The sequence below is a fragment of the Amycolatopsis sp. lyj-112 genome (assembly GCF_046549055.1).
Classification (GTDB): domain Bacteria; phylum Actinomycetota; class Actinomycetes; order Mycobacteriales; family Pseudonocardiaceae; genus Amycolatopsis.
The window spans coordinates 429441-449161 of the sequence record NZ_JAJPWS010000002.1 but is presented as its reverse complement, the minus strand read 5'-3'; the positions used below and the strand labels follow the sequence as shown (position 1 = coordinate 449161).

18 protein-coding genes are annotated in these 19721 nt (G+C 68.8%); 7 read left to right on the top strand and 11 right to left on the bottom strand.

The window, feature by feature from the left end; translation table 11 throughout:
* Nucleotides 1–87 precede the first annotated feature (87 nt).
* Nucleotides 88–741, top strand: coding sequence for an HAD family hydrolase (locus tag ACLJRL_RS08935; RefSeq protein ID WP_410655601.1), 654 nt, complete (start codon nt 88–90; stop codon nt 739–741).
* On the opposite strand, the gene ACLJRL_RS08930 is transcribed toward ACLJRL_RS08935, so the two are convergent.
* Complete coding sequence (locus ACLJRL_RS08930) at nt 677–922, bottom strand: hypothetical protein (protein WP_410655600.1); 246 nt, start codon at nt 920–922, stop codon at nt 677–679. The genes ACLJRL_RS08935 and ACLJRL_RS08930 overlap by 65 nt on opposite strands.
* A gap of 132 nt (nt 923–1054) precedes the next feature.
* On the opposite strand from ACLJRL_RS08930, the gene ACLJRL_RS08925 reads away from it, so the two are divergent.
* The gene (locus ACLJRL_RS08925) at nt 1055–1441 is read left to right on the top strand and encodes a cold-shock protein (RefSeq protein ID WP_410656156.1); all 387 of its coding nucleotides are present in this window, start codon (nt 1055–1057) and stop codon (nt 1439–1441) included.
* 97 nt (nt 1442–1538) lie between these two features.
* Here ACLJRL_RS08925 and ACLJRL_RS08920 read toward each other — a convergent pair whose 3' ends face one another.
* Genes ACLJRL_RS08920 through ACLJRL_RS08910 form a run of 3 tightly spaced genes read right to left on the bottom strand, consistent with a single transcriptional unit; the run spans nt 1539 to nt 4794 of the window.
* Entirely contained in the window at nt 1539–2006 is a 468-nt protein-coding gene (locus tag ACLJRL_RS08920) for a DUF2771 family protein (RefSeq protein WP_410656155.1), read from the bottom strand.
* Nucleotides 2007–2034: 28 nt separating this feature from the next.
* Nucleotides 2035–3972 (bottom strand): MFS transporter, encoded by a 1938-nt coding sequence (locus tag ACLJRL_RS08915; protein ID WP_410655599.1) that lies wholly within the window; start codon nt 3970–3972, stop codon nt 2035–2037.
* A gap of 51 nt (nt 3973–4023) precedes the next feature.
* Nucleotides 4024–4794 (bottom strand): glutaminyl-peptide cyclotransferase, encoded by a 771-nt coding sequence (locus tag ACLJRL_RS08910; RefSeq protein WP_410655598.1) that lies wholly within the window; start codon nt 4792–4794, stop codon nt 4024–4026.
* Nucleotides 4795–4843: 49 nt separating this feature from the next.
* Here ACLJRL_RS08910 and ACLJRL_RS08905 point away from each other — a divergent pair, with 49 nt between their 5' ends.
* Nucleotides 4844–5788: a DUF3027 domain-containing protein gene (locus tag ACLJRL_RS08905; protein ID WP_410655597.1), complete on the top strand. Its 945-nt coding sequence runs from the start codon at nt 4844–4846 to the stop codon at nt 5786–5788.
* Entirely contained in the window at nt 5769–8606 is a 2838-nt protein-coding gene (locus ACLJRL_RS08900) for a sacsin N-terminal ATP-binding-like domain-containing protein (RefSeq protein ID WP_410655596.1), read from the top strand. The genes ACLJRL_RS08905 and ACLJRL_RS08900 overlap by 20 nt, the downstream gene beginning before the upstream one ends.
* A gap of 81 nt (nt 8607–8687) precedes the next feature.
* Here the strand turns inward: ACLJRL_RS08900 and ACLJRL_RS08895 are convergent, their stop codons facing one another.
* Entirely contained in the window at nt 8688–8915 is a 228-nt protein-coding gene (locus ACLJRL_RS08895; RefSeq protein WP_410656154.1) for a DUF2530 domain-containing protein, read from the bottom strand.
* An 80-nt stretch (nt 8916–8995) separates the two neighbouring features.
* On the opposite strand from ACLJRL_RS08895, the gene ACLJRL_RS08890 reads away from it, so the two are divergent.
* From ACLJRL_RS08890 to ACLJRL_RS08880, 3 genes are all read left to right on the top strand, one after another.
* Nucleotides 8996–10453 carry an NCS2 family permease gene (locus ACLJRL_RS08890; protein WP_410655595.1) on the top strand — a complete coding sequence of 486 codons (1458 nt, stop codon included), beginning with the start codon at nt 8996–8998 and terminating at the stop codon, nt 10451–10453.
* 67 nt (nt 10454–10520) lie between these two features.
* The gene (locus ACLJRL_RS08885; RefSeq protein WP_039923532.1) at nt 10521–10952 is read left to right on the top strand and encodes a MarR family winged helix-turn-helix transcriptional regulator; all 432 of its coding nucleotides are present in this window, start codon (nt 10521–10523) and stop codon (nt 10950–10952) included.
* Nucleotides 10953–11062: 110 nt separating this feature from the next.
* Nucleotides 11063–12322: an MFS transporter gene (locus ACLJRL_RS08880; RefSeq protein WP_410655594.1), complete on the top strand. Its 1260-nt coding sequence runs from the start codon at nt 11063–11065 to the stop codon at nt 12320–12322.
* A 22-nt stretch (nt 12323–12344) separates the two neighbouring features.
* On the opposite strand, the gene ACLJRL_RS08875 is transcribed toward ACLJRL_RS08880, so the two are convergent.
* From ACLJRL_RS08875 to ACLJRL_RS08850, 6 genes are all read right to left on the bottom strand, one after another.
* A complete protein-coding gene (locus tag ACLJRL_RS08875; protein WP_410655593.1) occupies nt 12345–13364 on the bottom strand; it encodes a hypothetical protein in 1020 nt (339 codons plus the stop codon).
* 631 nt (nt 13365–13995) lie between these two features.
* Nucleotides 13996–14997: a hypothetical protein gene (locus tag ACLJRL_RS08870; RefSeq protein WP_410655592.1), complete on the bottom strand. Its 1002-nt coding sequence runs from the start codon at nt 14995–14997 to the stop codon at nt 13996–13998.
* Between the two features lie 44 nt (nt 14998–15041).
* On the bottom strand, nt 15042–15881 hold the full coding sequence (locus tag ACLJRL_RS08865) for an SDR family NAD(P)-dependent oxidoreductase (RefSeq protein WP_410655591.1): 840 nt from the start codon (nt 15879–15881) through the stop codon (nt 15042–15044).
* 215 nt (nt 15882–16096) lie between these two features.
* The gene (locus ACLJRL_RS08860) at nt 16097–16855 is read right to left on the bottom strand and encodes an arylamine N-acetyltransferase family protein (RefSeq protein WP_410655590.1); all 759 of its coding nucleotides are present in this window, start codon (nt 16853–16855) and stop codon (nt 16097–16099) included.
* 103 nt (nt 16856–16958) lie between these two features.
* Nucleotides 16959–17582 (bottom strand): superoxide dismutase, encoded by a 624-nt coding sequence (locus ACLJRL_RS08855; RefSeq protein WP_184896249.1) that lies wholly within the window; start codon nt 17580–17582, stop codon nt 16959–16961.
* A gap of 197 nt (nt 17583–17779) precedes the next feature.
* A complete protein-coding gene (locus ACLJRL_RS08850) occupies nt 17780–19663 on the bottom strand; it encodes a serine hydrolase domain-containing protein (protein ID WP_410655589.1) in 1884 nt (627 codons plus the stop codon).
* Nucleotides 19664–19721: the final 58 nt, after the last annotated feature.

The following is a 19721-nucleotide window of genomic DNA, read 5'->3' as shown; positions in this document are numbered from 1 at the left end:
CTTGACACAGAACACGTCCATGTCAATGGCGTTGACGATTGCCTGTCTGATGTAAATCAGCCGGTGGCGACGGCTACCGTGGCGGGCGTGGGCATCACCGTGGGGTTCGACCTCGACATGACACTGATCGATCCGCGGCCGGGCATGGTCGCGGTGATGAACGCGCTCGGCCGGGAGTCGGGGCTGCCGCTGGACGGCGAGTACTTCGCGGCCAACCTCGGCCCGCCCCTCGACGCCAGCCTGCGCGGCTTCGGGGCGCCGGAGGAGCGCATCCCGGAACTCGTCGCGCGCTTCCGTGAGATGTATCCGGAGGTCGTCGTGCCGGTGACGGTCGCGCTGCCCGGCGCGGCCGAGTCGCTGCAGGCGGTCCGCGAGGCGGGCGGGCGCACCCTCGTCGTCACCGGCAAGTACGGGCCCAACGCGCGGCTTCACCTGGACGCCCTCGGTTTCGAGGTGGACGTCCTGGTCGGCCTGCTGTGGTCGACGGAGAAGGCCACCGCGCTCACCGAGCACGGCGCCCGTGCCTACGTCGGAGACCACCTCGGCGACATCCGCGGCGCGCTGGCCGCGGACGCGGTGCCCGTCGGAGTCACGACGGGCCCGTGCACCAGGGCCGAACTGCTGGCGGAAGGCGCCGAGGTGGTGTTCGACTCGCTGGCCGAATTCCCCGCGTGGTTCAGCTCTTTCGGCGAGCTTCGCGAACCAGGGCGATCAGGCCGAGTGCCAGGCCTAACGGGGTGATCACGCCCGCCGCGGCGGACAGCCACACCGGAAGGTTCTCCAGCCCGGCGGCGAACAGGACGAACACCGCTGTGACAGCGAGCATGCCGAGCGCGAACAGGCCGACGCCCAGGCGCATGAGGATCGATTTGCCGGTCTTCTCCGGGACGGCCACAGCGGCCTCCTTAACTGCGGTCTCCATGAAGCAGAGGGTATCCGCCGGTATCCGCTTCTCCCCAGGGCATGTGGCGAGATAGGCTTATGCGACGCGCGCCCTGGGTACGCCCCCGGGCGCGTTCGTTGTGAGCAGGACAGCAAAGGATGGGTGAGGGAAGTGCCGACCGGCAAGGTCAAGTGGTACGACGCGGAGAAGGGTTTCGGTTTCGTCACCCAGGATGGGGGCGCCGACGTCTACATCCGTAAAGCCGCGCTGCCGCAGGGCGTCGAGGGGCTCAAGGCAGGTCAGCGCCTCGAGTTCGGCGTCGCCGACGGCCGCCGCGGCCCGCAAGCGCTCTCCGTCCGGTTGCTGGACCCGCCGCCCTCGGTCGCCGAGGCGCGCCGCCGTCCCGCCGAGGAGCTGCACGGGCTCATCGAGGACATGATCAAACTGCTCGAACTCAAGGTGCAGCCCGACCTGCGGCGCAACCGCTACCCGGACCGCAAGCACACGAAGCAGGTCGCCGAGATCATGCGCGCGGTCGCCCGGGACCTCGATCCCTGATCGGCCCGGTTTCCGTAAACGCTATGAACGGCCCGTTACTTGCAAAATTTGCAAGTAACGGGCCGTTCATAGCGCGCGCTCAGCGGCGAAACCGGCCTCAGGCGGCGGCAGGCGGTTCGACCTGCAGCGACCAGATCGCCGTAGTGATCGCCTCGGCGTCCTCCGGACGTCCCGTCTGGCTGATCACGGATGCCTGCGCGACCTCGACGACGAGGATCTGGTCGTCGGGCGCCGGCGTCGTCACGGTGTAGGCGAACCGGTCCAGTGACGTGATGATGTCCTGCTTCAGTTCCTGCGGCTCGCCCTTGCCGTTCACGTACTGCACGGTGACCTTCCACGGCGTCTCCGCGATCCCGCTGGGCACCGAGATCTGCACCGGTTTCCCCGGCCGGACGCGCAGTTTGCCCGCGGCCTCCGGCGTGGTCGTGCACTGGGCGGACGCCACGTCGCAGGACGCCAGCGGGGTGACGTTCACCGTCTTCCCGTCGGCGAAGAAGGTCACCTCTTCGGGGCCGGGGGCCGAGCAACCGGCCACCACGAAACCACCCACCGCGAGCAGGGCCAAGATACGAAGTCGCCGCATACGGTGAAGATTACGAGCCGGTGCGCCACCGGGAGTCACCGGCCTCCGAGGGGAGCGGCGATTCGCTGGTCGGCTCCGGGCGCAGCGGCCGGTCGCCGCCGAGGCCGGGGATCAGCGAAGTCCCGCGCCGGACCATGAACGTCTGCGTGAACCCGACGGACAGCAGGATCGACAGCACGAGGAACCCGATCCAGTACGTCGGCGGCAGCAGCAGGCCGACGGCACCGCCGAAGCACCAGCACATCTGCAGCACGGTCTCGGACCGCCCGAACGCCGACGCGCGCGATTCTTCCGGCAGGTCTTCCTGGATGACGGCGTCGAGGCTGATCTTCGCCAGCGCGCTCGCGGTCGCGCCGACCAGCGCGACGATCGCCGCCGTCGCCAGCCCGGCCGCGACGGTGGCGATGACCGAGATGCCCAGACAGGCCCCGACACAGGCCAGGATCACCTGATCCGGTTTACCGAAGTGCAGCCGCGAGCCGAGCGCGTTCCCGAGGAAACCACCGGCACCGGCGGCGGCGCCGATGATGCCGAGCAGCAGCAGCTGGTCGAACGGGCTCTGCCCGCTGCCCTCGGCCTGCGCCTTTACCGCGAACGCGGAGAACATCATCAGGAACCCGGTCAGCACGCGGACGGTGCCGTTGCCCCACAACGAGACGACGATCTGCCGCCCCATCGGCTGCCGCTGCTTCTTGACCCGCCGTTCCGGGTGCGCGGACAGCGACGCCGGTACCTCGCCCTCGGTCTTCTCGACCCACGACGGGATGCGCATCGACTGCACCGCGGCGGCGACACAGATCACCATGGTGAACCACAGCGCGCCCTGAGAACCCCAGATCCCGTTGAACCCGCTCGCCAGTGCGCCGAACACACCGGCGGCCACCAGGCCGAACACGGTCAGCCGGGCGTTGGTCTTCGAAAGGGTGATCTCGGGCGGCAGCACCCGTGGTGTCATGGCCGCCTTGAGCACGGTGAACGACTTCGAGAGCACCATCATGCCCAGGGCCGCCGGGTACAGCAGCCAGTCGTCGAAGTGCAGCGCCATCACGATGGCCATCAGTGCCTGGCCGGCCGAAGACACGCACATGGCCAGCCGCCTGCCGCGCTGGATCTTGTCCAGCGCGGGGCCGATCACCGGCGCGACCAGCGCGAACGGGGCGATCGTGATGAGCAGGTAGAGGGCGACCTTGCCCTTGCTCTCCCCGCTGGTGGCGGCGAAGAACAGCGTGTTGGCCAGCGCGATCGCCATCGCGGCGTCGCTGGCGTAGTTCAGCATCACCGCGTACGTCAGCGAAGTCAGGCCCGACTTGTCGGCGCCGTCCGCCTTCGTCGCGCGCTGGAACGCGCCGACGGCCTGCCCGGTGAGCTGACGGCTGCGCATCGCGGCGACCCGGGTGACCGTGATCTTCTTCGGCAGCTTCGGCATGCTGCCCGCGTTCGGCACCGCCGTGGTCGGGTGCTCCTGAGGCTGGTCCGAGGCGTCACGCGGTTCGCCCGCGTAGCCGCCGGTGTCGTAGTGCTCGTACTCGCCGCTGCCGGGCGGCTGGTCGTCGTAGAACCCGCCTTGACGACGCCGGACGGGTTCGGTCTGCCGCTGCGAAGGATCCGGATACGGCCTCGCGCCTCGCGGGGGAGTCTGCGGAGGCGGCGGTGGTGTGCGCGGCGGCGGTGGCTGGTGGTGGCCCATCGGGATCGCGCTGGTGCGCGCCTCGTCGGCGGTCGGGCCTGCCGAAAACGGCTGGTACTGGGGTTGCTGGCGCGGGGGAGGCGGCTGCCGCGGCGGCGCGGGCTGCTGCTCGACCCTGGTCGGCGGCGGCGCGGACCAGGTCCGCGCCTGGGCGGCGCCGGGCTCCGGCGTCCACTTGCGTTTGCTCTTACGGCCGCGCTCCTTGCCCGACCGGCCGGAACGCGTGCCGTCGGGTCCAGAGTTCGAGCCGAAGATTCCCACCCTTCAATCCTGCCTTACGCCGGGACCGCTTCGCGCGCTCACCACTGCTTTCTAGGAGATCGGCGCGAACTTCACCCGGAACATCTTGGGCCAGAGCTTGCCGGTGATGACGAATTCACTGGTCCCGGGTACCGCGGCGATGCCGTTGAGGACGTCGGCGGAGGTCCGCTCGCTCGCGTCGAGCAGCCCGGACGCGTCGATCTCGCCGGTGACCCGCCCGGTGGTGGCGTCGATCCGCAGGATCCGGTCGGTCTCCCAGACGTTCGCGTATACCGAGTCGCCCACGCACTCCAGCTCGTTCAACTGGTCACGGCCGGTCTCGACGCTGCCTGTCGGCGCGAAGGTGACGGGGTCGCGGAAGGTCAGCTTCGACGAGCCGTCGCTCATCACCAGCTGCCCGGTGCCCTCGCGGTGGCACAGGCCCCAGCCCTCGCCGGTGTAGTTCACCCGGCGGCGTTCGGCCAGCGTCTTGGCGTCGCGCTCGATCGCGACACCGTCCTTCCAGGTGATCTGCCAGGCCGTCGGGCCGAGCACGGTGATCCCCTCGCCGAACAGGTCCGGCAGATCCGCCTTGACCGACGGCGCCGCGCCCGCGGGCCCGGCCCGCATCGACGACCGGCCGACCAGACCGGTCCCCTCGTAGAGCGTCTCGCCGGAGAACTCGAGACCCTGGGTGAAGGCGGCCGGGTCGTGGGGCAGTGTCGAGAGCACCTGCACCTTGAGTTTCTCCGGTACGGGCGGGGCGGCATCGCTCACCGGAGCAGCCGCGCAACCACCCAGCGTGGCGGCCAGCAGGAGCGATGTGGTCATCAGCGTGCGCACGCGGACAGCCTGACACGGACCGCGATGTCGCGTGCGGCAGAATGGGGGCATGACCCTGCTGTTGACCCTGGACGACGGCTCTATCCAGCGCAAACTCGCGGAGGCGGTCGACTTCGCCCGTGCCGCTGCGTCGGAGGAAGCCGGTGCCGAACTCCTCGGCGCGCACGTCGGCGTGGACCGGGAGGACGCGGTTTCCGCGAGCCACCTGTTCGAGGCCACCGTGTCGGGCTACCGGGGCTGGCGATGGTCGGTGACGGTCGCGCTCGCCGGTGAGGACGAGCCGATCACGGTCAGCGAGGTCGTGCTGATCCCGGGTCCGGACGCGCGGGTCGCCCCCGCCTGGGTGCCATGGGACCGCCGGGTGCAGGCGGGTGACCTCGGCGTCGGCGACATCTTCCCGGTGGAGAAGGACGACCCGCGGCTCGCTCCGGCGTACCTGGCTTCCGACGATCCCGCGGTCGAAGAGGTCGCCAAGGAGGCCGGGCTCGGCCGGGTCCACGTGCTGTCCCGTTTCGGCAGGCTCGACGCGGCCGCCCGCTGGCACGACGGCGAGTTCGGCCCGCGTTCGGACATGGCGCGCAGCGCGCCGGACGTCTGCGGAGGTTGCGGGTTCTTCGTGGCGCTCGCCGGGTCGCTCAGCGCGGCCTTCGGCGCGTGCACCAATGACATCTCCCCGGCGGACGGCCACGTCGTCGACGTCGCCTACGGCTGCGGCGCGCACTCTGAGATCGAGGTCGAGGTGACCTCCTCGGTGCCGGTCGCGGAACTGGTCTACGACGACTCGCTCCTCGACTTCGAGGCTGCTCCGGAAGCGCCCGCCGAGCCCGAGCCTGAGACCGCCGAAGCCGCCGTCATCGACGAGTCCGAAGCTCCGGTCGCCGAGGTGCCCGAGACGGCGGAGGTCCAGCCCGAGGTCGAGCCCGAGGCGGTTGTCCCGGCCGACGAGACGAAGACCGAGGCCACCGAAAGCGCCAGTGAGCACCCCAACGCCTGACCCCTTCGGTACCGAAGCGCTGCGTGGTGCCGTTCTCCGCGCGTGGGCGGATTCGCCGACCCGGTTCACCGAGGACACCAACACGGAGAACGACCTGCGGGTCGGCGGCTACCGTGACCGGCTGTTCGTCGAACTGGCGCAGAACGCCGCCGACGCCGCGTTGGCGGCCGGGAAACCCGGCCGTCTTCGAGTGTCCGTTGTGGACAGTGAACTGAGGTTCGCCAACACGGGTGCGCCGCTGGACGCCCGCGGCGTCGAATCGCTTGCCTCGCTTCGAGCCTCGGGTAAGGGTGACGAGACCGTCGGCCGGTTCGGTGTCGGTTTCGCCGCCGTGCTCACGGTTTCCGCCGAGCCGCGGATCGTGTCGACGACCGGCGGGGTCGCTTTCTCCGCGGAACGCACACGCGCGGAAGCGGCCCGCACGGGCGACGTTCCCGTTCTCCGGCTGCCTTGGCCGGTCTCGGACAGCGAATCCGCCGTGCCCGACGGCTTCGCCACCGAGATCCGGCTTCCGGTGCGTGAGGGCGTCGATCTCCCGGCGCTGCTGGCGGATCTGACGAACGACATCGGTGACCTCCTGCTCGCCCTGCCGTGGCTGGAGACCGTCGAGATCGAGGAAGCGGTCTGGCGCCGCACGGATCTCGGCGACGGCGTCGTCGAACTCTCATCGCCCGACGGGTCCGCCGATCGCTGGCTCGTCCATCGCGGCGAGGTCGTCTGGGCGGTCCCGGTCGACGGATCCGGTGTGCCGCAACCGCTCGGTGACGACGTCCTGCACGCGCCGACGCCGACCGACGACGAACTTTCGCTGCCCGCACGCCTCATCGCGACGCTGCCGATCGAACCGTCCCGGCGGCGTGCCCTGCCCGGTGCTGAACTGAACGCGGCACTGAAGGTCGCCGCGCGGGAGTACGTCGAACTCGTCCGTTCCTTGCCCGGCAAGGAACGTCTGACGCTGATTCCCGGCGCCACCTTCCCGCGCTCCACTGTGGACGGAACGCTGCGCGAGTCCATCCTCGGGAATCTCGCCGAACTGCCTTGGCTTCCCTCCCAGCCTCTTTCAACGCAGACCGGCAAGGACCTATCCGGGCGTCAGGCGCGGGTGCTGTCCGTCGACGTCCCAGGTCTGCTGCCGTTGCTGGCCGATCTCGTTCCCGGGTTGCTATCACTGTCCGGTGTGGACCTTCGTGCCGTTGGTGCGCAAGCACTTTCGCCCGCCGAGGCCATCGACTTGCTGACCGGGATCCGGCGCGAGCCGTCCTGGTGGCGTTCCCTCTACGACGTGCTACTCCCGGCTTTCGAGGCGCACGACATCACCAGGGACGACCTCGGCGCCCTGCCGGTCCCGATGTCGGACGGCCGGACCCTGCCCGGTGTGCGGGACGCGCTGCTCGTCGGCGGTTCGGCCGAACTGCTCGAACTTCTGTCCGATGTGGACATTCTCGGCCTGCGTCTCGTGCATCCCGTCGCGGCTCATCCGTTGCTGGAACGCTTGGGCGCCAAGCATGCCGAAGCGGGCGACCTGCTCGAAGCCGACGCGCTGAGCGCCGCCGTCGAACGCAGTGTCGAGGACGTCCGGTCCGGTTTGGACGGTACGGCCCTGGCGGGCGCGGTGCTCCGGCTGATCGCCGAGGTCGGAGACGACGCTCCCGAGTGGGCGGGCGCGCTGGCACTGCCGAGTGAGGACGGCTGGCGGCGCGCGGACGAACTCATCCTGCCGACTTCGCCGCTGGGCGACCTTTTCGACCCCGAGGTGTTCGAAGAAGACGGCCCGTTGTCCGTGCTGGACGAGGAATTCGCCGAAGACTGGCCGGAAGGCACGCTCGTCGCGGTCGGCGTGCTCGATTCCTTCGCGCTGGTCACCGACGACGATCCGCTGGAACCTGAGCACGGCCTGCCCGAAGAACACGACTGGTGGGATTCGCGGGAGCGTCCGCCGTCGCGGGTGCTCGCCGTGCGCGATCTCGATCTGGTCGCCGACGACTCCTGGCCCGGGGCGCTGCGCCTGCTCGCGGCCCGGCCGGAGACCTGGCGTGCGCTCACCGAACCCGGCGGGCACACCGGCTGGTGGCTCGCGCGCTACGCGCTGCTGGACGGGCACGCTCCGCTCGACTGGCGGATGCCGGCTGCCGCCGCGCTGACCGGTCTCTACGACGTCGTGCCGGATTCGGGGCTGAGCAACGAAATCCTGCTCGCCGCGGGCGTCCGGACCGAACTGGGAACCGACACCGCCGAAGACGTCGAGGACCTGCTGGACAGGTTGGGAGACCCCGAGCGCGCGGTGAGCCCTGGGCTCGCCGCCCGCGCGCACGCCGTACTCGCGGAGACAGGAGCGGACGTCGACGCACCCGGACGTGTCCGGGTCGCGGACGGTTCGGCCGCCGACGCCGGGGACGCCGTAGTCCTCGACGCCCCGTGGTTCGCGGCCGTGCTGCCGGCGGACCGGCTGGTCGTCTCGGCGAGCGGTTCCGGTGCACTGGCGGAATTGCTGGACCTGCCGCTGGCGAGCGGTCTCGCCGCCAAGGTCGCCGATGACGGCGAGTTCGTGCCGTGGACGGAGCTTTCCGCGCTCCGGCTGGCCGCCGATCAGCTGGGCGTCGAACTGCCCGAGGGCGGCGTGCTGCTGCACGAAACGTTGACGGTGGCCTTCGAGGACGCCGAACACGAGGTCGCGTGGTGGTCCGACGGCCGTCTGCACGCCGCCGACACCTCCGAGGGACTCGCGCGGGCGTTCGCCTGGGCCACGGACCGGTGGGGCGACCGGCACGTCCTGACGGCCCTGCTCGACGACCCTTCGCCCTCCGCCCTCCTGAACTAGCGCCTCACTCCACGCGTTTCGTCCTCTACTTGCGGTACTTGCACGCGCAACTACCGCAACTAGAGGACGAAACGCGGAAACCTACAGGCGCTGGGCGCTCTTTGAACCGCGGCGGGCGGCGGCGCGTTGCCAGCCGACGATCGCGAGGCCGATGAAGCCGAGCACGACGCCCGACAGTGCCGTCTGCACCCAGATGCCGTCGGTCACAAAGAACAGGACCACGGTCGCGAGGGCCCAGAGCGAGGTCCCTACGATCACGACCGGCGTCAGGTCGGTCAGCCGCTTCGGCAGCTCCGGCGTATGCCGCAATGAACCGTTTACTTCCCCGGAATTGATCGATTCGCCCACGTGGGGAAGGGTACCCGGCAACGGGCGAAGGATGGTAAGCGATGGCGGAGCAGCGCACCAGGTCCACACTGGACCGGTATTTCAAGATCAGCGAGCGCGGCTCGACCCCGGGGCGGGAAGTCCGCGGCGGGATCGTCACCTTCTTCACGATGGCCTACATCGTCGTGCTCAACCCGCTGATCATCGGCAGCTTCTCGGCCGCTGACGCCGGGGCGCACAAGGACGTCGTCGGCAACATCCTTCCCGTCCCACAGGTGGCCGCGGTGACCGCGCTGGTCGCCGGCGTGCTGACCATCATCATGGGGCTGGTCGCGAACTACCCGTTCGCCATCGCCACCGGGCTCGGCATCAACAGCCTGGTCGCGGTCACCTTCGCCTCGCAGATGACCTGGCCCGAAGCGATGGGCCTGGTGGTGATCGAGGGTCTCGTCATCGTCCTGCTGGTCTTCGCCGGCATCCGCACGGCGGTGTTCAACGCCGTGCCACCGCCGCTCAAATCGGCCATCGCGGTCGGCATCGGCCTGTTCATCTGCCTGATCGGCCTGGTCGACGCCGGGTTCGTCCGGCGTGTCCCGGACGACGCGAAGACCACCGTCCCGGTCGGTCTCGGCATCAACGGTTCGATCGCGTCGTGGCCGACCGTGGTGTTCGTCGTCGGCCTGCTGCTCACCGGGATCCTGGTCGCGAAGCGGGTCAAGGGCGCCATCCTGATCGGGGTGCTCGCCTCGACCGTGCTGGCGATCGTCGTCGAGGCGATCACGAAGGTCGGCCCGTCGAAGGGCGTCGACCCGCAGGGCTGGAACCTCGGCTACCCGGCACTGCCTGAACAGGTCCTCGGCCTGCCGGATCTCTCGCTGGTCGGTGACATCTCCTTCGGCGCGTGGACACGGCTGCCGATCATCACCGTCGTGCTGCTGGTCTTCACCCTGGTGCTCGCGGATTTCTTCGACACCATGGGTTCGATGACCGGGCTGGCCAAGGAAGCGGACCTCCTTCCGCCGGACGGCAAACTCCCGAACGTCGGCAAGGCCCTGTTCGTCGACGGCACCGCCGCGGTGGCGGGCGGTTTCGCGTCGTCGAGTTCGAACACCGTCTTCGTCGAGTCCGCGTCCGGTATCGCCGAGGGCGCCAGGACCGGGCTCGCGAACGTCGTCACCGGCCTGCTCTTCATCGCGGCGATGTTCCTGACCCCGCTGTACCAGGTCGTCCCGGTCGAGGCGGCGGCTCCGGCGCTGGTCGTCGTCGGCGCGCTGATGATGAGCCAGATCAAGGACATCGACTTCGCCGACTTCACCGTGGCGCTGCCCGCGTTCCTGACCATCGTGGTCATGCCGTTCACCTACTCGATCGCGAACGGCATCGGCGCCGGCTTCGTCAGCTACGTCGTTCTCCGCGCGGTCACCGGCAAAGCGAAGGGCGTGCACCCGCTGATGTGGGGCATCGCGGTGATGTTCCTGGCCTACTTCGCCGTCGGCCCGATCCAAGCCGCCTTCAACTGACCAGCGGTTTTGTCACCCGTGGTCGATCTCACGGGTGATCGATACGATCGTGAGGTATGCTAACTATATGTCCGGTGACACGCACGAGCGCTCGTTGGCGAGCCGTCTGCGTCTCGCGGTGGTCCGGCTCAATCGCCGGCTGAGGGCACAGCGCGCGGGCGACGGTATTTCGCTGACGCAGGTTTCCGCGCTGTCCACACTGCACAAATGCGGTGCGCTGACCCCCGGTCAGCTCGCCGCGAAGGAAGGCGTCCAGCCGCCCTCGATGACGAGGGTGATCGCCGCGCTCGAGGAGATGGGTTACGTCGAGCGCAGGCCGCATCCGACGGACGGCCGTCAGGCCATCGTCGAGTTGTCGGACCGCGGCCGGGCCTACGTGATCGAGCAGATCACCGCGCGGGAGATCTGGCTGGACAAGCAATTGGCGGAGTTGAGCGCCCAGGAACGCGAAGTGCTCTCTCGCGCCGCCGAGATCATCGACAGGATGGCGGGGAACTAACAGCGGTGACGACCACGGGTAGCGAAACACAGTGTCCTTCGAAGACCACCGCTACCCGGGAACCCGCTCCACCGCCTCCAGCGCCGGCTCGCGAGAATCCGCGCGCGAGCATGTTCGCCTCGTTGAAGGTGCGCAACTACCGGCTCTTCTTCACCGGCCAGGTCATCTCGAACATCGGCACCTGGATGCAGCGCATCGCCCAGGACTGGCTGGTGTTCACCCTCAGCGGCAACAACCCGATCGCGCTCGGTATCGCGGTCGCGCTGCAGTTCGCGCCGACGTTGTTCCTCTCGCTGTGGGCCGGGGTGCTGGCCGACCGGGTCGACAAGCGGCGGCTGCTGATCGGCATCCAGATCGCCGTGCTGACGCAGGCCGTCGTCCTCGGTTTGCTCGACCTTTCCGGGATCGCGGCACTTTGGCACGTGTACCTCCTCTGCTTCACGCTCGGCATCACCGCGTCGCTGGAAGTGCCCGCGCGGCAGTCGTTCGTCGCCGAGATGGTCGGCCGGGACAAGGTCACCAACGCCGTCGCGCTGAATTCCTCGATCTTCAACATGGCCCGCATCGTCGGCCCGGCCATCGCGGGTTTCGCGATCACCTGGGTCGGCACCGGCTGGCTCTTCATCGCGAACGCGGTGAGCACGGTCGCGGTCGTCGTCGGGCTGGCGATGATGAACCCGGACAAGCTCTTCCGCGGCCCGGTCATCCCGCGCGAGAAGGGGCAACTGGTCGAAGGGCTGCGGTACGTCCGGCGGCGCAGTGACCTGATGACGGTGATGGTGCTGGTGTTCTTCGTGAGCACCTTCGGCATCACGTACTTCACCTCGCTGCCGATCGTCGCCGCGAACGTCTTCCACACCAACGCCGACGGCTACGGCCTGCTGTCCACACTGGTCGCCGTCGGAACCTTCACCGGCGCGCTGATGTCGGCCCGCCGCAACTCCCGCGGCGGCCCCCGGGTGCGGATGCTGCTGATCTCGGCGTTCCTGTTGGGCGCGTTCGAAGTGGTCACCGCGTTCATGCCGACGTACCTGACGTTCGGCCTCGCGCTGATTCCGCTCGGCTTCGCGACCATCACCTTCCTCAACACGGCGAACGCGCTCGTGCAGACCGCGGTCAGCCCGGAGATGCGCGGCCGCGTGATGGGCCTGTACGTGCTGGTGCTGATCGGCGGCAATCCCATCGGCGGCCCGATGACCGGCTGGATGGCCGATGCCTTCGGCGGCCGCTCGCCGTTCTACATCGGCGGCGCGATCTCGGCGATCGCCGCGGTGGTGTGCGCCATCGTGCTCATCCGGCGCGGTGGCGTGAGCCTGCCGGTGCGACGCTTCGGCAACGGCCTTCGAGTGCTGAAGCGGGAACGGGTGTGAACACACTCACCGACCGGACCACCTAGCGGCCGACCAGCGTGGGGATGGCCTTCTCCGCCAGAGCCTGGAGCTCGCCGGTTCCCTTGAACTTCAGGGTTTCCCCGTCGGCGTCGTCGGTGAGCTGGATGACGACGCTCTTCTGGTCGACCTGGGCGGGCAGCCCCGCGATGGTCGTCGTCGGGCGGACGGCCGAGGAAAGCTCGCTGTAGTCCGCGGTCACGCCGTTCACCTCGCACGCGGCGAAGAACTGCGGCACCGCCTTGTCGGTGGGCACGCCGAGCGCGCGGCCCAGTTCGGCGCACAGCAGCCAGGAGATCACCGGCAGGGGCTGGTCTTTGATCGGGCCGGGCTCGATCTTCTGCAGCGGGATCACGCCGTCCTCGCCGATTTTCGGCAACGCCGGCCCGGGCGGCATCGTGCCGGCGATCAGCGCCTCCGCGAGCGCTCGCGCCTTCTCCTCGGTCTTGAGTCCCTTGGCGGCCCTGGTGCGGATCGAGACCCTCAGCACCGGGTCGGCGCCGTGGTGCGGATCGACCTCGGCCAGCTCGACGCTCAGGGCCGTGCCCTCGTCGTCGGAGGCGATGGACGCGAGCTTGCCGGCGACGGACGTCTTCGTGGGCATGCCCCGGGTCGTGTCCTTGGGCAGTTCGAGGATCATCTGGGCACTGACGTCGAGCTCGGCCGTGACCGCGTGGCAGGCCGTGGTGGCCTCGCGCAGGGTGCGGCCGCCGAGGATCTCTTCCCAGCGCTGCTCCGGGATCGCCTGGCACAACACCTGTGCGGCGGTGCTGCCCGGCAGCGCGACCATCATCTCGCCCGTCGGCATCGTCACCGGGCGAAGCGCGTTCTCGGGTTTCTCCGGCCAGACGTCCGGCAACGGGCGCTCGCTCGTGTTTTCGCTGTCGCCGACGAGACTGATCATGACGACCGTGCCCACGCCGAAGAGGAGCAGGACACTCGTCAGGGCACAGCCCGCCCAGATCCACATCGGACGGTCCGTCCTGCGCGCGATCTTGCGGTATTCCTGGCTTCCCGAGTCCACGGGGTGAAGCTAGCCGTTCGCGGCGCCGCTGTCCGCTGAACCGGCGGACCCGATGGGCGGATCCGGCGGGTGGGCCTTCCGGACGGTGGGTGGGCCGGGTTTCGCGTTTCCGTACCTCAAACGGTGCGAACCTCACTTTCGTACGGCCCTTCGGCGCAATGCAGAAACGGTGAGTCGTGAGTGATTTGGGTCGTTCTAACGACCCGAATCACTCACGACAACCCGACCCACGCGATACCGCAGCCTCCCCGGACGTGGCCGGACGGACGACACGTGTGACTGGAGAGACGACACCTGTGACTGGACGGACGACACGCCCGCGGCCGGGCTTCCGCCCCGTGTCGTCCATCTGAACACGCTCGCCGTCCGCCTGGACACGCGTGTCGTCTCTCCAATCACGCGAAACCGCCGCCTGCGCACAGGCCAGCAGAACCGCCAACGCCAAGCAAGCGGGATCACAAACTCGCCGACGTAGGTACCTCGAACACTCTTGGCCCTAACGGCCCAAATCACTCACGACCCCCGGACCTAACGGCTACAGGCCCGTGACGCTCACGCGCTTTCCCGATCCTTGCGCGCGCAACGACCGCAACCAGAGGACTAAACGCGAGCGACCCCGGACCCCGAGTGCTCAAGAGCCCAGAAGCGGCGGAACCACCTTTTCCGCCAGCTCCCGCAGATCCGTTTTCGAACCACCGCTCCACTGGAACCGCAGTCCCTGTTTCGAACCGTTGTCCGTGAGCAGAACACTCAACTCTCCCTGGCTTTCCTTGGCCGGACGCCCGGCCACGGGGGCGGCCGAATGCTCCGAGATGAGCGCGTCGTTCTCGACCCGGATGGGTCCCTTCGCGGACTCCACCATGCACTTCCCGTCGATGCGCGGCTCCGTGGCTTCGGCGGGAAGCCCGAGCGCGCGGCCGAGCTGAGTGCAGAGTTTCCACGCGATCTCCGGCAGCGGGGCGTCGAGGATTCCCGCGCCGGGCTCGACGGTCTTGCGCTCGATGGCGTCCAGTCGGCCGACGGCGGGCAGTTTCGGCTCCGGCCCGAACGACGCGGCGAGGGTGGCCTCGGCCAGCCCCAGCAGCCGGGATTCGCTCTGGTCGTCCTGTCGCGGAACGCGCGTCCAGCTGGTCTCGATCCTGAGGATGCCGCCGGTGGGCGGCTGCACGCCCTCGTCGGCGAGCTGGACCTCCACCAGGGACGGTGAGCCGCCGATGACCAGGGTCGCCGGCCGTCCGGCGACGGTGATCTTCTTGCGAGTGCCCAGCGTGGTCCGGTCGGCGACGCCCGTCCGGTTCAGCGAGATCCGGACCCAGTCGTCCAGCCCGACCGCGTGACAGGTCTCGCCGTGCTCCACCTCGCGTGCGACCTCGCCGCCCATCAGCTGTGTCCAGCGCTCGGCCGGGATGGCCTGGCACAGGACCTGCGCCGTGGTCTCCTTCGGTAGCGCCATGAGGATCTCCCCGGACGGCATCGGGACCGGGCGCAGGGCGTGGCCGTTCTCCGACGGCCAGGACTTGGGCAGTTCCTTCGGCCCGAGCCCCTCCTCGTAGGTGTCGATCTTCGCCGTGCACCCCGCGCCGAGAAGGGCGACCACGGCGACGATCGCGCTCTTGACTGCCCAGTTGACCATTCGCGGACGCTAGCGGATCCGCGCCGGTCAGGGGCGCGAAAGGGTCACTTCCACCTGGCCGAGGGAGGCGGCTCCAGCACCTCCCGCAGCTCGCCGTCGATGGCTTCCGCGATGTCCTCGACCGTCCAGGAGTCACGTTCGAGGACGGGCTCCTTGATCGCGGTCTGGCGCAGGACGCACAGGATGTCGCCGCGGAACCGGATGATCTGCCCGTTGACGCCCGCCGAAAGGTCGCTGAGCAGGTACGTCACCAGCGGCGCCACCCGATCCGGGCTGTGCTCCGGGGTCTGGACGACGCTCGGATCGTTCTGCGCCATCCGGGTCCAGGCCACCGGTGCGACGGCGTTGACCCGGATGCCGTGCCCCGCCAGGTCGGCCGCCCACGAGGCGGTCATGGACGCGACGGCGCCCTTCGAAGCCGAATACGCGGCCGCGCGGCGCTGGCCGATCATCGAGCCGGATCCCACGTTCACGATCACGCCCGCGCCCTGGTCGCGCATCACCTTCACCGCCGCGGTCCCGCAGAACAACGGGCCCAGCACGTTGACGTCGACCAGTTCGCGGATCCGGGCGGGATCGTCGTCCCACGGCTCGGCGCGGTAGTTGAGGGCGGCGTTGTTGACCAGGCCGTCGAGCGTGCCGAACTCGGAAACGCACTGCTCGATCAGGCCGGCGGCGTTCCCGGCGTCGGCGACCGAGTCGCCGTTGGCCACCGCGCGTCCACCTTGCGAGCGGATCTCGTCCGCGACTTCGTGTGCGAGGTCGGGGTCGACGTCGTTCACCACGACCGCGGCCCCCTGCGAAGCCGCGTGATGCGCGAAGGCCCTGCCCAGGCCTCGCCCGGAGCCGGTGATGATCACGGCTTTACCGCTCAGAAGACTCATGGGAACAGTCTGCCGTCACTCGGACGGGTGAGATCGGCGTCTCTCGGCCGACCCCCTTGCCCACGTAGTGAGGTTAGGCTAACCTCATACATGTCCGCTTCGTGGTGGGAGCGGCAGTCAGTTCGGGAACGGACGAAGCCCCGCAACCGGGTCACCCCCGGAGGCGGGGCTTCGTTCATGCCGGGGGTTCATGGTCGATGACCGGGCACTTCTGGTCAAGGCCGTACCGGTACGCGGTCGAGATCGATCCCGAACTCCTTCCGGTAGACGTCCAGGATCTCCTGATCACCCGAAAGCCTGGTCTCCTGACGCTCGCCGTGGGTCGTGACGATCAACCTGTCACCCGCCAGGGTGACCCGGCCGTGCTTGGTCGGCAGCGAACAGGTCGGCCCCTTGGTGAAGTTCGAGTCGGACGACGTCGACTGCCACCACGCTGTCGGCGTGAAGTCCGCCAGCTCCCGCTCCCGCGCTTCCATCCGGTACTGCGGCTTGCCGTCCTGGAGGACGTCGATGTCGCCGTAGGGCGCGTCCAGGACCAGGAACTCGCCGTCCGGATCGGCCTGGGCCTCGGTGGCGGACAGTCGCAGCGGGAACCGGCTGAACCGGCCGAAGCCGACATCGGCCAGCCAGGGCTCGTCCAGTTCGACGCGGATACCCGCGTGGTCGAACGGCGGCCCGAGGACGCCGTCCTGCCCGAACACCCTCGCGGACCGCAGGGTGGCGTCGAAGCCCAGCTCTCGCAGCAGCGTCGCGAAGAGGCCGTTGAGCTCGTAGCAGAAGCCGCCGCGACGACGTCGCACGATCTTGTCGAACAGCGCCCCGGGGTCCAGGACGATCGGCTCGCCGAGGTGGATGCTCAGGTTCTCGAACGGCACCGCGGCGAGGTGGCGTTCCTGCAGCACCCGCAGCGCGGTGATGTCCGCGGTGGCGGGGCGGTCGAGCCCGAGGCGTTCGAGATATGCGGCGACGTCCATGCGTCCACCCTGACACCTCGACTTCGCTGGAGGTCAACCTTCGACACGAACAAGAGCGGGGCCCTCCCGGAAAAGGAGAGCCCCGCTTCGTGGTGGTGAGAGGTCAGCCGAGCAGCAGACCGTTGCCACCGGCGACGGCGTTGTCGAACCGCTTGGAGATCTCGGCCCAGTTGAAGATGTTCCAGAGGGCTTCGACGTACTTCGGCTTCACGTTCTTGTAGTCCAGGTAGAACGCGTGCTCCCAGACGTCGACCAGCAGGATCGGCGTGGTCGGCAGGACCAGGTTGTTGTGGTGGTCACGCAGCTGCTGGGTGATCAGCGTCTTGCCGATCGGGTCCCAGGAGAGCGCGGCCCAGCCGTTGCCCTGGATCGTGGTGGCGACCGCGGTGAACTGCGCCTTGAACTTGTCGAAGGAGCCGAACGCCTCGTCGATCGCGGAGGCCAGCTCGCCGGTCGGCTTGTCGCCGCCTTCCGGGGACAGGATCTTCCACCACACGACGTGGTTGGCGTGCCCGGCGAGGTGGAACGCCAGCGTGGTCTGCAGGCCGACGATGTCACCGAAGTTACCGGCGTCGCGGGCTTCGGCGATCTTGTCGAGCGTGTCGTTCGCGCCCTTGACGTAGGTCGCGTGGTGCTTGCTGTGGTGCAGTTCGTTGATCTCGCCCGAGATGTGCGGCGCGAGGGCCGCGTAGTCGTAGTCGAGTTCGGGCAGCTCGTAGCGGGCCATTGGCCCTCCTTCTGATTTCGACACGAGTTTCCAGTACCGAACTTAGTCGTCTTCACCCGTTTGCGGCGACCGGGGCGGCCGCGTTCTTCCCAGGTGGAACGACCTGTCCTCAGCAGCTGTACCCGCTAGGGCCGCTGCCTGAAACCCACCCTGCTAGCTCCAGTTAAGTGGAGGTCAAGGAGGTGTGACGGTGGTCATCAGGCCAGGTAGGGCAGTCCCACCAGCTGATAGGACGCGATCACGCCGAGGAATGCCACCAGCGCCACGGAAATGACCGTATAGGTGATCCGGGCGGAGGTGTTCCACCATCCGCGTAGCCAGGCGAGCCCCACGCAGACGAGGGTGGCGCCGGTCAGCAGGAGCGCGATGTCCGGCAACACCAGGGTCGCGCTCAGCAACGGAGAGTGACCGGACGTCAGCGCGACGGCGGCGCCGCTGAAATCGCTCATGAGCACCGCGAATCCGGCGACGAACAGCGCGATGGCCAGTGCCGCGGCCCAGGCGACGCTGGTCGCGAAGCGGGCACCGGAAGGGTGCCGCTCCCGGCCTCGCCGCACGAGGGCGCGGATCGGCCACCACACCAGCGCACCCAGCAGGAGTACGAGCGCGACACCGAGGATCAGCAGGTGGGTGGAGGCGGAGCCGAGCCACGACATGCGTTCGTAGGAGGTGTTCGGGTCGTCGCCGGTGAAGAGCAGGACCTTGCCGTCCGTTTCGCGGAACGCGATCCGTGCGCCGGTCTCGTCGGTGAACAGGCCGGGCTCGGTCTGTGTCCAGCGCCGGGTTCCTTCGCCGATTCCGGACGTCGTCAGCACGCCGTCGCCGTCCGCGTTCACCGAGACACCGCCCGCGAGCGCGCGGACCTTCGTGAAGCTGTCGAAGTCGAGCCGCGTGTCGTTGTAGCCGCCTTCGAACCGCGTGACGTCGCCGGAAAGGGCCTGCAGTGCGGGGACGGGCGATGACGGGTGCAGCCGGTCGAGGAACGCCTTCAGTGCTTCGAAGGTGACCGCGGCGGCGTCACCGGAGAACGCGCCACCGTTGAACACCAGGTACACGCCGGTGTTCTTCTCCGGGATCAGTTCCAGCACGCTGAGGAAACCCGGCGAGTCACCGGTCTTCTCCACCAGGCGCAGCCCGTTCATCCGCCGTTCCGAGAAGCCGAAACCCATCCCCGTCAGCCGCGGATCGTTGCGGAAGCGCGCCCCGTGCAACTGGTCCAGCAGGGAGCGGCTGAACGTTCCCGGCACGAGGTTCGCGGAGGCGTAGCGGCCCATGTCGGCGGGAGTGGCGATGTTCCCGTCGCCGGCGGGCGGTTCCGGGCCGAAGTTCGCCGGCGGGACGACCTGCGCCGAGCCGTCCCAGCGATAGCCGGTGGCCAGCGGGACGTCGGGGGTGGGCTGGGCGACGCTGCTGTTCTTCATTCCCAACGGTTCGAAGATGTGCTGCCGCACGTAGTCCGCATAGGACTGTCCCGAGGCGAGTTCGACGAGGTGCCCGGCGAGGGCGAAGCCGTAGTTCGAGTACGCGGTGTGCTCACCCGGCGGGCGGACACGGGTGGGGATCTCGGTCGCGAGGTGTTCCGCGAGCGACGGGAGCTTTTCGTCGCGGGGCGTGAACATCCGGTAGACGTGGTCTTCGAATCCCGCGGTGTGGGTCAGCAGCGAGAACAGGGTGACCGGACGGCCGGGGAAGGTATCGGGGAGATGGAAGGACTTCAGATAGCCGTTGACGTCGGTGTCCAGTCGCAGCTTGCCCTGCTCGACGAGTTGCATCGCGGCGGTGGCGGCGATCGACTTGCCGACGGAGTTGATCAGGAAACCGGTGCGGTCCGGGTCGACCTTCGCCTGAGTGTCCATAGAGGACACGCCATAGCCCGCGGAGAACACCGTCTTGTCGCCTTCGACGACGACCACGGCGGCGCCGGGGATGTTGTGCGCGGCAAGGCTTCGCGGGAGCACCTCGTCGAAGACCGCGGCGGCGAAGGCGGGCGTGGCCGGTGCCGCTTGGGCGGCTTCGGCGGTTGGGGCGATGATGACCGCCGTGAGGGTCAGAAGGGCGGCGGTGGCCCCGATCCGGATCATGCCTTAGAAATTAGGGTCTTCTTGGGGCCCAAAGGATCCGGCAGCCCACCGGGCAGGG

Excerpts from the sequence above, each read along its gene's own strand:
- ACLJRL_RS08930 (WP_410655600.1), bottom strand. The coding sequence starts at position 922 with ATGGAGACCGCAGTTAAGGAGGCCGCTGTGGCCGTCCCGGAGAAGACC.
- ACLJRL_RS08905 (WP_410655597.1), top strand. The coding sequence starts at position 4,844 with ATGACCCTGCTGTTGACCCTGGACGACGGCTCTATCCAGCGCAAACTC.
- ACLJRL_RS08890 (WP_410655595.1), top strand. The coding sequence starts at position 8,996 with ATGGCGGAGCAGCGCACCAGGTCCACACTGGACCGGTATTTCAAGATC.
- ACLJRL_RS08885 (WP_039923532.1), top strand. The coding sequence starts at position 10,521 with ATGTCCGGTGACACGCACGAGCGCTCGTTGGCGAGCCGTCTGCGTCTC.
- ACLJRL_RS08880 (WP_410655594.1), top strand. The coding sequence starts at position 11,063 with ATGTTCGCCTCGTTGAAGGTGCGCAACTACCGGCTCTTCTTCACCGGC.
- ACLJRL_RS08870 (WP_410655592.1), bottom strand. The coding sequence starts at position 14,997 with ATGGTCAACTGGGCAGTCAAGAGCGCGATCGTCGCCGTGGTCGCCCTT.
- ACLJRL_RS08865 (WP_410655591.1), bottom strand. The coding sequence starts at position 15,881 with ATGAGTCTTCTGAGCGGTAAAGCCGTGATCATCACCGGCTCCGGGCGA.
- ACLJRL_RS08860 (WP_410655590.1), bottom strand. The coding sequence starts at position 16,855 with ATGGACGTCGCCGCATATCTCGAACGCCTCGGGCTCGACCGCCCCGCC.
- ACLJRL_RS08855 (WP_184896249.1), bottom strand. The coding sequence starts at position 17,582 with ATGGCCCGCTACGAGCTGCCCGAACTCGACTACGACTACGCGGCCCTC.
- ACLJRL_RS08850 (WP_410655589.1), bottom strand. The coding sequence starts at position 19,663 with ATGATCCGGATCGGGGCCACCGCCGCCCTTCTGACCCTCACGGCGGTC.